Source organism: Clostridium sp. CCUG 7971 (genome assembly GCF_017590215.1).
In the GTDB taxonomy this organism is placed as follows: Bacteria; Bacillota; Clostridia; order Peptostreptococcales; family Peptostreptococcaceae; genus Faecalimicrobium.
Genome location: NZ_JAFFPK010000055.1, coordinates 1 through 12,948, shown reverse-complemented (window position 1 = coordinate 12,948; position 12,948 = coordinate 1). Strand labels below are relative to the sequence as shown.

Genomic DNA, 12,948 nt, shown 5'->3' with positions numbered 1-12,948 from the left:
TTTTTATATCTTTATAATTTTAACGATGCACCTTCCCAGTCACTCATAAAGCTTTCTATACCTTTATCTGTTAAAGGATGCTTTATCATTTGGTTTATTACTTTAAGAGGAACTGTAGCAATATCAGCTCCTATTCTAGCTGCTTGTAGTACATGTATTGGATTTCTTACACTTGCAACTATTACTTCTGTTTCTATACCATTTACATCAAATATATCTACTACTTCTTCTATTAAATCTAATCCATTTTGTCCTATATCATCTAATCTACCTACAAATGGACTTACATAACTAGCTCCTGCTCTAGCAGCTAAAAGAGCTTGTCCTGCTGAAAATATTAAAGTTACGTTTGTCTTTATCCCTTTGCTTGATAATATCTTTACAGCCTTTAATCCTTCTGCTGTCATAGGTATTTTTATAACTATGTTTTTGTGTATTTTAGATAATTTATCAGCTTCTTTAACCATTCCTTCATGATCTAAGCTTATTACCTCTGCACTAATTGGTCCATCTACTATATCAGTTATTTCTTTTACAACTTGTATAAAGTCTCTTCCTTCTTTAGCTATTAACGATGGATTTGTTGTAACTCCACATATAACACCTAAATCGTTAGCTTCTTTTATTTCTTCTATGTTAGCTGTGTCTATAAAAAATTTCATTATATGTACCTCCTAAAATTCTTATGTATATATTATTTCCTATTTAATAAATATAAATCCAGATTATATTTATTAAATTTTATATTTTATTAGTTGCTAAGTACATATGATATCACAGTTTGTTTATATGGTAAATATTAAATATAACCATATAATTCACAAACCGCAGATTGACTGAATTGTTATTTTTCTAACTTTTCCACACTTAGTTTATTAGATAAAAAAATCCTAGAAGTTTAGATTTTATAATTCTAATTTTCTAGGATTTTTTATATAAAGTTTAAATTATCTAAATTTTATAACTCCATTTTCTATTGAATCAAGTATTGCTAATGATTCTAATTTAACACCTTTATCCAATAATAATTCTCTACCATCTTGGAATCCTTTTTCTATTACAATCCCAACTCCTACTAAATTTGCTCCAGATTGATCCACTAAATCTTTAAGACCAAGTGCCGCTCTTCCATTCGCTAAAAAGTCATCTAGAACTAGTATATTTTCACCTTCATTTAAATATCTTTTAGATACTTTTACGCTGTATTCTTTTCCTTTTGTAAATGAATATACCTTGGTTTCATATACATCTTTATCTAGGTTTTTAGACTCTACTTTCTTTGCAAATACAACTGGTACATTTCCAAAATGTTGAGATGCTATAGATGCTATTGCTATTCCTGAAGCTTCTATAGTAAGTATTTTATCTATTTTATCTTCTTTGAATCTTTCTTTAAATTCTTTTCCGATTTCATTTAAAAAAGCTACGTCTAATTGGTGATTTAAAAAATTATCTACTTTTAATATATCATTTCCTGACACGCGACCTTCTGTTAATATTTTTTCTTGTAATGATTTCATATTTTTCCCCCCTAAAAGTAGTTTATTTATATATTAAGAACAAAAAACTCCTGTCTAAAACAGACAGGAGTTTACTATTTAACATAAAAGTATAGATTTATAGTGTATTGTATACTTAAATTATATTATCAAAAACTCCTGTAGTCAGGCAATTTACGGTAGCCTGGTAGATACATTTGAACCATATCATCAAAAATATACAGGTAAATACATTCAATTATTTCTTATAATTATATATTATACGTTTAGTTTCTTCAACTAATACTTTTATATTTTTACTTATTTAGTTTTGTTTTGCTGTATATCCAGCTTTTAATAGAATCTGAACTGCATCCTCACCTTTAGCTTCATTTACTAAAACTATAGGCCCAGTGCATCCCATTCCACTTTCTGCATATACCTCATTTTTCCATAATTCTTTAACCGCATCTTCTAAATCCATTATATCTATACCAGATATTTGAGTTGTAACTACTTGTTTTTCTGGCATATTAACCTCTTCACTAATTTTTACTTCTTTTTTAATAATACCGCTTATTACTTCCTCAAACTTAGAAGCTTTAGCATTTATAAACTCATTTTTTGAAACCTCACTTACATTTCCTTTAACTACATCATAAGCATATTTAAGTGCGTTAGAAACTACTGGAATCCCTGATGCCCTTGATAATATAAGTATTTTTCTATTATATTCTTCTCCTACTCCTGGTCCATAACCATAACCACTGCCTTCATAGTCTCCTCCTGTTGTAAATGAAGAAAATACCTTCATAAATATATTACCACTTAAAGTATCACAAACCATAACATCTGGAGCACCTGCTAGTAAGTCGTTTCCTCTCATTACACATCCACCATCAGATCTTATAGAATCTGCAAATTCTATATCATATCCATTATCTTTTAATTGTTTTAAGCCTTTTTCAACCTGTCTAGCACCATCAACATTAAGTATACCAATTTTAGGATTTCTTATTCCTATACTTTTAGCAGTTGCGACTCCATATATAGCATTTCTAATCATTGCTTCTATCCTATTTGTTGCACTAGTTCCTGTTGTTGTTGCTAATATCATTTCTTTTCCTTTACCTGGTGTTATTACTCTACCGACTGTAGATACACCTATTGGAAAATTATAATGCATAGTTACAGCTGCATCTATATATCCGCTATCTAATAGCTCTTCCATTTTTGTGTGCATCTCTTTTTCACAAGTTACTTCAATCACTTCAAGATTTGTTTCTACCTTAGGTCCAATTAAAACTATATCAAATAAATTAGACTTTGCTAAATGTGCTCCATTTACTAAATTGTCTACTCCGTGTTCACTTCCAAGTGTAGTTAATCCTATTTTTATTTTTTTCCCCAATTCTCCACTTTCTATTGCATTAGCTATTTCTAGAAGAGTTTCACCTATTATCTTTTTAGCCATAGTACTACCCCCTATTCTTCTATAATATCTAATGCTAATTTTCTTAGAGATTCTGCTATTATTTTTTTAATTTCTTCTTTAGATACTCCACTAGTTTCTTCAGTTACTCCATTGTTTCTTTCTACTATAAATGATACTCCATCAAATAAATTAGTCATTCTTCCTAAGAATAAACTTCCTTTACCTACTATCATTGCTCTATTTTTGTCTCCTGTAGTTAAGTCATCTATACAGAATCCTATATACGGAACACCTGATGGTATATGTCCTTGAGTTGGAGCCCATCCTGGAAGCCCTTTACTAGATACAAATTCTTTTAACGCTTTCTTTTCCATATCTCCACGCTTAACAGCTAGAGCGCCTATCATTTTATAATTAGCTTCTGGAACATCTCCTGCTCCTGCTGGTTTTGTTATATCTGGATTTTGCATTTCAACAGAAAATACATCTACATCAGTTATTTTTAAATTCGCTTTATCAAGACCACTTGTTATGAGCGCTGTCATAACAGCTTGAGGTGATGAACCTGTTCCAACATTATGTTTTCCTATTAAATCAGTTCTTATTATTGGATTTACTCCATCATTTTCAGATACAAGGACTGCAAATCCACCAACTACATCTTCTAATACTGGAAGACCTTTTTTGATGTGATCTTTAGCATTCATTCCAAGTTTTGCACTAGCTCCACCTGCAACTACTACTACATTTTTATATACTCCTGATTTAACAAGAGCAGCTGCTTGAATTAAAGCATGAGTTGGGGCTGCACAGAATCCTCTAGTATCAGACCCTGTCGCATTATTATACCCTGCTATTTCTGCTATAGATTTTGCAAAGTTTCCTCCGCCCCTTTGATTTATATCTCCGCAAGCCTCTTCTGAACATTCTATTACATAATCTATATCTAATGGATTTATATTGCTACTTCTTAATAAATGAATTGCTGATATTACCCCTGATGCTTTAACTACTAAGTTTTCAAACATAGTGTGAGCATTTAAATTAACATCTACATCATGAGCTTTTTTTACATATCCTACAAATTCACCTTCATGATATAATCCTTCAGCAACATGATTATCTACTAATTCTTTTCCCTCTTCTATATCATCTCCCTTTAATTTAGCTATAAATTGTGCTAATTCTGGGTAGTTATTTTCAACTTTAGGTTTTACTTCGTTTACAAATTCTTCACTTAACTTTACTAGATCAAATGCATCACATATTTGCATTAACGCTATAAATTCGTCTTGAGGCATTATTTCCCCTAATTTTCCTGTTCTATTACCTTCTACTTTTTCTTTACACCAAGGCATAGATATATTTTTTAATTCCTCTGGTCTGTTGTTGCCTATGTAAACTTGATTCGGCATATATTTAACTACATCTTCATAACTTCTTATGTGATTAGTTATTTCTTTTAAAAACTCTGAATCTGGATTTGTAGCTCTTTCAACATTACATGTACTACCATTTTGCACTATCATATCTGGAGTATGAATAAGTACATAGCTCGCACCTTTTAAAACTGGATAAGACATAAATTAGCACCCCCATTAAATTTTTACATACATATTCAACACCAAAATAATTAATAGGTTCTGGTGATTATTATATTTCATAAAAAGCTGCCTCAAACAATTGACTTTACATAGTAAAATTTAGTTTAAGACAGCTTTAATATATTACTAATAAATTAATTTATACTATCTAAGCCATTTCCTTAGAATTTAGTACTGATGTATCTGGATTTTCAAATACAGTTTGATCTTCTACTTCTGTAGTTAAAGCAACTAAAGCTTTTTCTACTAATCCTCTTCTCAATGCCTTTTCTTCTTTTGGATCAAGATTTGGATTTCCAAGTGGATGAGGTATTGCTATAGTTGGAACTATTCTATTTGCTCCAACTGTTAAAGATATAGGCACTACTGTACACATATGAACTACAGGTACTTCCATAACCCTTTCTATTTCTTTTACCATCGTTGCACCGCAACGTGTACAAGTACCTCACGTAGAAGTTAATATAACAGCATCTATACCAACAGCTTTTAACTTGTTACCTATTTCATTAGCATAAGCCTTTGCACTTGCAACAGCTGTACCATTACCAACTGTTGTATAGAAAACTTCATGTAATTCTCCTATTACTCCTTCTTTTACTAAATCTCTAAGTACATCAACTGGTAAAACTCTGTCTGCATCTAAATTAGCGTATACTGGATCATATCCACCATGTGCAGTTTCATGCGAATCCTCTGTTAAATTTTCAAATCCTTCTAATGAGTATTCTCCATACTTAGACGCTGAAGAAGATTCTATTCTATCTGGATTACCTTTTGGTACTATACCTCCAGAAGTAACTAATGCTATTTTAGCATTTGATAAACCTTTTATAGCTTTTGCAGGTTGAACTCTATCAAATACTGGCATTGGATACTCTGTAACAAAATCCTCTCCCTTTATTTTCTTAAGTAACATATCAACCGCTCTTTTTGATCCTCTTTCAGTATGGAAAAAATTAACTCTTAATCCTCTTTCCATATATCCTTCTTCAGTTGGAGAGCCTATTTTTTCTCCATTAGCTAACTTTTTAGCAAACTTAACCATCTTAGGTAGAGCTTTCCTCATTCCGGCTGCTGAATCTGATGTTTCTATTATATAAACATCTTTTTTGAACATATCTACTCCTGGATTTTCTACGTACATTCCAGTAAAGCAAGGTATATTTAAGTTTTCTTTAACAACCTTAGTTATAGTTCCTGCAGCAACTCCATATCTACCAGCATTAAACGCAGGCCCTGCTATGAAAAGTTGTGGTTCAAATCCTTTTATCATTTCTAATACTTCACTACTTGCACTTTCTAAGTTTTCATTGAAGTATGTATCTCCACATACAACCGTACCAACTACTTCCATATTATCCCCTAATAATTTGTTTAGTTGTGTACTTATTGGAGGTAAAGTTTTTGCTATGTGCGGCTTAGTATCAGCCTTTTCTTCTCCACCAATTCCTGCAAAGAATTGATTTATATAATGAACTACTCTTAGTTTTTCCATCTTTTCACCCCTTTGAGCTAATTAATCATTAAACTTACAGAATTGCTCTCTCATGCTAGACATTTCTTCTACTATTTCATCAACCTCAAGTACCATTTCCATCATACTTATTTGTTCATCATATACAGCTTCATCAAATTCTGATTTCATTTCATCTTCTACAACATGGTAAACTCTAAGACCTAATTCAACTCCAGCAAGTGGGCCAGCAAATGTTGGATCTCCTGCTGTTACTGTTTCTGCTGCAAGACCTGCAGCTTCGGCTTCAGATGCACCTAATAAAACCACTAAGTTTTCAGCTCCGTGCTTTTCACAAGCTTCTTTAACTCTCTTTTGGTTTTCTAAGTCCATAGCCCCAGCAGCCGTTCAGACAAAACATTCTGTTGAAGAAAATATTACTTCTGCTCCTTCTACTGTTTTTATACATTCTTCTATAGCAGGCCCTGGTATACCGTCACGGTCACCTATTATAAGGACCTTTTTATTCGCAAGTATGCTCATATTTATCCCCCTTTTATTTTTAACTTTTACTATTTTATATTCTCAATATCTTTATATCTATTTTTTAATTCATATTTTAGTAAGTTGTTGTAGATAATACTCCAAATCCAGTTTCATTTGTAGCACCAGTTATAACTTGTATTTCAGCTTCTATGCTTCCATCTTCTCTTAAACTTCCAGCAAATCCACCAGCTATAACATCAACAACTTCTATATGACCTATTACTTTATCCATCTTAGGAAGTAATATTAATTCGTTAGCGTTTCCTCCAGTAACAACAGCATTCGCTCTAACATCTGCATCTGCAAGTGATTGAGAAGCTCCATCTCGTCCTGCATATTCATCCGTTACTATAACAGTTTTTATATCTTCCATTTCTATCTTTTTACAGTTCATTATAAGATCAGTATCTGGATTTCCAAATCCTTCTTGTGAAATTACAACTGCATCTAATCCTAAGTACTTACATAACTTAGCAGTCCAGTTAGAAGATCTTTCTTTATCTGCAAGGTATACGTTTTCATTAGTTATAATTACACCTACAAAGTTTATTTCTTTACCATGCTGTTCATATAAATCTTCTACTATAGAATTGTTTATGTGAACATATGAAGGATTTTTATCACATGCAGAAACACAATTTCCACTAACTATTGCTCCATCCATTAACTCTGTTGGATAAAGTAGTGTTGGTACTATTTGTTTTGCATCTACACCATATACATATGTGTCATGAAGTAGCCCTTGAGTTTGAAGCATATATACATATCCTACTTTTGGAAGCTCTGGATATTCTGCTATAGATTCTAATAGTGGCTTAGTTTCATAAATCTTAACTTCATCAGGTTCTACATTTCTTCCTGCTTCTCCTAAGTATGTTGCTGCTTTAAATCCTATCATTCTAACAGCCTTTTCATGGTCATGTTGCTTTAGTCCATCTACTGGTTCTGCTATAACTACAACATTATGTAATTTAGAGAATGGACAGTAATCAGCACCAGGACCTGTCATATCTATTATACCTTCCTGGAATCCTACTATTTTACCTGTAGTTACAACTGCGCACCCTGAAAGCGCATGAGTTGTTCCAGCTCCCACAGTATCTACTTTGGATATTATTCCTGGGAATATTCCACCATTACCATCAACTTTAACTCTTGGCTCTATAACATCTTTTACAGGTGTTATTCTAACGCTTTCACCTGGATGAACTATATCTATATCAATAGATTTTATGTGCTCATCTCCACCAATTTCTTTAAGCATCTCTTCTTTATTAACGTATAAAACTCCATCTTTAACTTCAGTAATGTTACCAAACTGAATGTCTTTTATAAAGATTTTCCCTAACTCAAGACGCATACGTGCACCCCCCAATTTTTACTTATAATAATCTGACTACACTTTATTTATATAGATTTGAGATTTACTCAAATTTATAGCACCATTAATTAGAACTAATTCTTAAAGATATTTTTTAATCATTTCTTCTATATTAGATTTTGTTGCATCATCTTTTGTAACTTCATCTATTTTAGATCCATCTTTGTATATAGCTATTGTTGGAAGGCCCAATACTTTTTCTTTTATAGCTAATCTTCTAGCTTTTGTTGTATCTAACTTACAGAATTTAAAATTCTCTGCATATTGATTAGATAATTCTTCAACTTCTGGAAGTAATGCTTTGCATGGTTCGCATCCTTCACTCCAGAAATCTACAACTACTATTCCTTCATGTTTTAAAACTTCTTCTTCAAAAGTACTCTTATCTAAAGCTATCATTTTAAATTCCCCCTTAAATTAATTTAAATTTTTATTATAGTTGAATATATATTAAATTTAAATACTTGTTTAAATTTCTAATAAATAGTATTTAAATTTATACTACATCATGGATTCTTCTAAATTCCACTCTTTACTTTCTATATATTTTTCTGCATTTATTGTAGCTACTGCACCATCACTTGTAGCAGTTACCACTTGTCTTAAAGTTTTAACTCTACAGTCTCCAGCTGCAAATACACCTTCTACATCTGTTTTCATATTTTCATCAGTTATTATATAACCTCTTTGATCCATATTAATTTTATCTTTAAATAAATTTGTTTGAGGATCTAAACCAACAAATACAAATACGCCCATTGTTCCATCTTCTTCATCTGCTTCATATTCCATTGTTTCACCTGTTACAGTGTTTTTAAATATTACTTTTTCTAATATTCCATCACCATGTAATTCTTTTACAGTGGTATTAAACATAAATTCTATATTTGGATTATCTTTTGCTTTCTCTTGTATAGATTTAGCACAGGATAATTTATCTCCTCTATGAACTATTGTTACTTTTCTTGCAAACTTAGTTAAAAACATACCTTCTTCTACAGCACTATTTCCTCCACCAACTGCAAATACTTCTAAATCAGTAAAGAAATCTCCATCACATGTTGCACAATATGATACACCTTTTCCAGTAAGTTCTTTTTCACCTGGTGCTCCTAATTTTTTTGGAGTCGCACCAGTTGCTATTATAAGGGCTTTTCCTTTGTATTCTCCTTTTTCACCCTTTACTACTTTTATTTTTCCATCTATATTAGCCTCAATTATATTGTCTTTAACCATTTCAGCCCCAAAGCTTTTGCATTGTTCAACCATTCTAGCTATTAACTTTGGCCCACTTGCATCTTCTATAGATCCTGGATAGTTTGCTACATCATGCGTTGTAACTATTTGTCCACCTGTTTTTGATTTTTCTATTATAAGTGTCTTAAGCTTTGCTCTAGCTCCATACAGTCCTGAAGAAAGACCTGCTGGTCCTGAACCTATTATAATTAAATCATATAAATTTTCCATTTAACTACCCCCTTTTATATTAAAAAATACCTTATCAATATCTCTATATTTTTATCTTATATCCTACTATACTGTTTATCAAAAACAATATAATATGTGACTTATATATATTGAATTCTTTGTAAGGTATTGTTTAGGATATCAAAGTCTATAACCTTAAAATCATCTATAACCCTTTCTGTCCAATTTGGAGTATTTTTATTGTTTTGAAATTTAGTTGAAGTCAATATTGCTTCTTCTATTAACATTAGTGAATTTGTATCTAGATTTTTTCCTTTTTTCATAATGATACTTCGAAATGGTGTTTCATTAGGCTTTACGCTTCCGTAGAGCGGATGAGATAAAAGTTCATATCCCTTATGTATTAAGTTTCTGCATTCTTTTAATATTTCTATGTAGGTAACATCTTTTTGTAAAATTTCTTTATCTCTAATCTCTTGTTTAACAATTGGGTTATTAGTTATTATTACCATGTCTCCCTCTCGCTTTCAAAATTCTGTATTTATTTTTCCAACAAAAAACAGAGAAAACAAATTCCCAATTTGTTCTCTCTGTTAATATAATCTTCAGAGGTCCGTCTAGACATAGTATTTTCACCTGAGAATTTCACTTAATTTTATTGGGTTAGTAAATTAAGTTTGTCCCTTCGGTCACTTTAAAAGTTGTCTCCCATGTCCTTCATTCGGATATTTAATTTTCTATTTTCTTTATTAATAATATCTATACTATCTAAGCTAAGTATATAATCTTTCTATTTGATTTTCAACATATTTTTTCTAAAATTTTGTATGTTTTTTTAATCTATGTTTTTAATTGAAAAAAGTTATTTTATAACTTATTATCATCTACTTCATCTAACCATTTTTTAATACTAAATATAACACTTTCTACACATCCATCTTCAAATGGAGATTTTAAATTTCCTATATCAACAATTTCTAAGAATGATTTAGTTCCACCTACCTTGCATATATCTATATAATCTTGCCATCCTTTATCTTTATCTTCACTCATTTTCTTCCAGAACTGTAAAGAGCAAATTTGAGCTAATGTGTAGTCTATATAATAAAAAGGATTTTTAAATATATGGCCTTGTTTAAACCACCATCCACCATTTTCTAAAAACTTACATCCTTCATAGTCTTTATGAGGAAGATATTTATTTTCTAGCTGTCTCCAAGTTTTTTTTCTTTCTTCCTTAGTCATATTTGGATTTTCATAAATATAGTGCTGGAATTCATCTACTACTATTCCATATGGTATAAATTTAATAGCGGCTGATAAATGAGTAAATTTATACTTTTTCGTATCTTCTTTAAAGAAAAGTTCCATCCATGGCCATGTTATAAACTCCATACTCATAGAATGAATTTCACAACTTTCATAAGTTGGGAAATTTATTTCAGGCATATCTATCCAAGTTGACATATATAGCTGGAATGCATGTCCCGCTTCATGTGTTAATACATCTATATCATCTGCAGTTTGATTAAAGTTTGAAAATATAAATGGTGCTTTATAATCTGGTATATATGTACAATATCCACCTGCTGCCTTAGATTTCTTAGTTACTAAATCCATAAGCTCATTTTCTAACATAAAATCAAAGAATTCTTTTGTTTCATTAGATAACTCAGAATACATCTTTTTACCATTTTCAATAATATATTCTGAACTTCCTTTAGGTGTTGCATTTCCACTTAAGAATTCAAAGTTTTCATCAACATATGTTAACTTTTCTATATTTAATCTATTGGCTTGTCTTTTATACAAATCACTAGCAACTGGAACTATATATTCTGAAACTTGCTTTCTAAAGTTTTTTACCATTTGTGCATTATAGTCAGTTCTCATCATTCTTATATATCCCAATTCTACAAAGCTATTAAAGTTAAGCTTTTTAGCAATATTGGATCTTATTTTTACCAATTTATCAAATAATTCATCAAACTTATATTCATTTTCTTCAAAGTATCCATAGTAAGCTTTTGACGCTTTAATTCTCATATCTCTATCTTTTGATAGCATATACTTACCTAATCCAGATAAATTTTTCTCTTTGCCTTCAAATATTATCTTAGCTGATGCTAATAGTTTAGTATATTCTGAGCATAATTTATTTTCTTCTTGTAAGTCATTTATTATCTCACTTGAAAATCCTTTTAAAGAATATTCTGCTATAGATATGAACTGTCTACCAAAATCATTTTCTATATCTTTTTTAAATTTAGAATTTATAACTGATTGATAAAATAATGAATTTAATTCTTCATAAAGCGGAGAGTATTCGTCCCAATAAGCTCTTTCTTCTTCATAAAATTTATCTTCTGTATTTACGCTATGCCTTATTGACGCTATTGTAGACATTGTTTCTATACTATTTCTTAATTTATTAAGCTTATCTATATTTTCTTTTTGTTCTTTATATGTATTAGATTCATTAATTTTTTTTACTATATTATTGAACTCTTTTTTATTGCTTTCATATTTAGGTCTTTCATATTTAAAATCTGAAAATTTCATTTTATTCACTCCTCTTTGATATTGCTTATACTTATATATTAAATTATACAATAATTACCTCATTTACTGTATATAATACTTTTAATACATAAACATTTAAGATACTTGTCATCAATCAAGGTAAATTTTTTATTTTAGTTTATAAATTTATTATGTATTGATATAATCATTACTAGTAACAGCATTATAAAATATTTTAGGAGGATAAATATGTATAAATTAATAGCTCTAGACATTGATGGAACATTATTAAATAGTGAAAAAAAAATCACTTCTGATGTATTTGATTCTATCCAAAAAGCAAAAGAAAACGGTGCAAAGGTAGTATTATCAACAGGTAGACCCTTACCTGGAGTAACGCCTCTTTTAAATGAATTGAATCTTAATGATGAAGGTGACTACGTTATATGCTTTAACGGAGCAGTAGTTCAGGAAGTAAAAAGCCAAAAGGTTATTTCTAATATAGAAATGAGTTATGAAGATTTTAAGGATATATATAGGGTTGTAAAAAAACTTAATACTAAAGTTCATATAAATACGCCAACTAATCTAATAACTCCACATAAAGAACCTAGTGAATATACAGTTCATGAGTCTGAAATAAATAAAATACCAATCGTTTATAAAAGTGAAGAAGATATAGATGACAGTATAACATTTTGTAAAATAATGATTATCGATCATCCCGAAAGATTAGAAGAAATTTTAGAAGTTCTTCCTAACGAACTTCGTGAAAAATATACAGTTGTTAGATCTGCTCCTTTCTTCTTAGAATTTTTAAATAAAAAAGCTAATAAAGGGACTGCATTAAAAGCTTTATGTAATAATATAAATTTACCTATCGAAAAAACAATTGCTGTTGGTGATGAAGAAAATGATCAGCATATGATAAAGATGGCCGGGCTTGGTGTTGCCATGGGTAATGCTCGTGATAGCATAAAAGATATATCAGATTACATAACTACAACTAATAATGATAATGGTGTTGCAAATGTTATTAATAAATTTATATTAAATAAGTAAAATTTTATTTAGTATAATCTATATTTATAATAAAA

Annotated in this window: 12 protein-coding genes and 2 riboswitches; of the genes, 1 reads left to right on the top strand and 11 read right to left on the bottom strand. The window is 30.2% G+C overall.

The features are described from left to right. Nucleotides 1-11: 11 nt before the first annotated feature. The 11 genes from fsa to JWF52_RS07965 form a co-directional block, all read right to left on the bottom strand. The gene (gene fsa, locus JWF52_RS08015; protein ID WP_208333063.1) at nucleotides 12-662 is read right to left on the bottom strand and encodes a fructose-6-phosphate aldolase; all 651 of its coding nucleotides are present in this window, start codon (nucleotides 660-662) and stop codon (nucleotides 12-14) included. Nucleotides 663-947: 285 nt separating this feature from the next. Beyond that, entirely contained in the window at nucleotides 948-1,520 is a 573-nt protein-coding gene (locus JWF52_RS08010; RefSeq protein ID WP_208333062.1) for a xanthine phosphoribosyltransferase, read from the bottom strand. Nucleotides 1,521-1,641: 121 nt separating this feature from the next. Further along, a riboswitch (purine riboswitch) is annotated at nucleotides 1,642-1,743 on the bottom strand. A gap of 60 nt (nucleotides 1,744-1,803) precedes the next feature. Then, nucleotides 1,804-2,952 carry a glycine/sarcosine/betaine reductase complex component C subunit alpha gene (grdD, locus tag JWF52_RS08005; protein ID WP_208333061.1) on the bottom strand — a complete coding sequence of 383 codons (1,149 nt, stop codon included), beginning with the start codon at nucleotides 2,950-2,952 and terminating at the stop codon, nucleotides 1,804-1,806. Nucleotides 2,953-2,963: 11 nt separating this feature from the next. After that, nucleotides 2,964-4,496, bottom strand: coding sequence for a glycine/sarcosine/betaine reductase complex component C subunit beta (grdC, locus tag JWF52_RS08000; protein WP_208333060.1), 1,533 nt, complete (start codon nucleotides 4,494-4,496; stop codon nucleotides 2,964-2,966). A gap of 169 nt (nucleotides 4,497-4,665) precedes the next feature. Then, the gene (gene grdB, locus JWF52_RS07995; protein ID WP_208333059.1) at nucleotides 4,666-6,015 is read right to left on the bottom strand and encodes a glycine reductase complex selenoprotein B; all 1,350 of its coding nucleotides are present in this window, start codon (nucleotides 6,013-6,015) and stop codon (nucleotides 4,666-4,668) included. A 21-nt stretch (nucleotides 6,016-6,036) separates the two neighbouring features. Continuing rightward, nucleotides 6,037-6,516, bottom strand: a complete 480-nt coding sequence (grdA, locus tag JWF52_RS07990; RefSeq protein WP_208333058.1) for a glycine/sarcosine/betaine reductase complex selenoprotein A — start codon at nucleotides 6,514-6,516, stop codon at nucleotides 6,037-6,039. A 76-nt stretch (nucleotides 6,517-6,592) separates the two neighbouring features. Continuing rightward, a complete protein-coding gene (locus JWF52_RS07985) occupies nucleotides 6,593-7,879 on the bottom strand; it encodes a glycine/sarcosine/betaine reductase component B subunit (RefSeq protein ID WP_208333057.1) in 1,287 nt (428 codons plus the stop codon). Nucleotides 7,880-7,981: 102 nt separating this feature from the next. Next, complete coding sequence (trxA, locus tag JWF52_RS07980; protein WP_208333056.1) at nucleotides 7,982-8,299, bottom strand: thioredoxin TrxA; 318 nt, start codon at nucleotides 8,297-8,299, stop codon at nucleotides 7,982-7,984. 102 nt (nucleotides 8,300-8,401) lie between these two features. Continuing rightward, nucleotides 8,402-9,367, bottom strand: a complete 966-nt coding sequence (gene trxB, locus JWF52_RS07975; protein WP_208333055.1) for a thioredoxin-disulfide reductase — start codon at nucleotides 9,365-9,367, stop codon at nucleotides 8,402-8,404. Between the two features lie 101 nt (nucleotides 9,368-9,468). Then, complete coding sequence (locus JWF52_RS07970) at nucleotides 9,469-9,840, bottom strand: GrdX family protein (RefSeq protein WP_208333054.1); 372 nt, start codon at nucleotides 9,838-9,840, stop codon at nucleotides 9,469-9,471. Between the two features lie 102 nt (nucleotides 9,841-9,942). Continuing rightward, nucleotides 9,943-10,049, bottom strand: a riboswitch (glycine riboswitch). Between the two features lie 146 nt (nucleotides 10,050-10,195). Next, entirely contained in the window at nucleotides 10,196-11,890 is a 1,695-nt protein-coding gene (locus tag JWF52_RS07965; protein WP_208333053.1) for a M3 family oligoendopeptidase, read from the bottom strand. A gap of 210 nt (nucleotides 11,891-12,100) precedes the next feature. Here JWF52_RS07965 and yidA point away from each other — a divergent pair, with 210 nt between their 5' ends. Beyond that, nucleotides 12,101-12,913: a sugar-phosphatase gene (yidA, locus tag JWF52_RS07960; protein ID WP_208333052.1), complete on the top strand. Its 813-nt coding sequence runs from the start codon at nucleotides 12,101-12,103 to the stop codon at nucleotides 12,911-12,913. Nucleotides 12,914-12,948 lie beyond the last annotated feature (35 nt).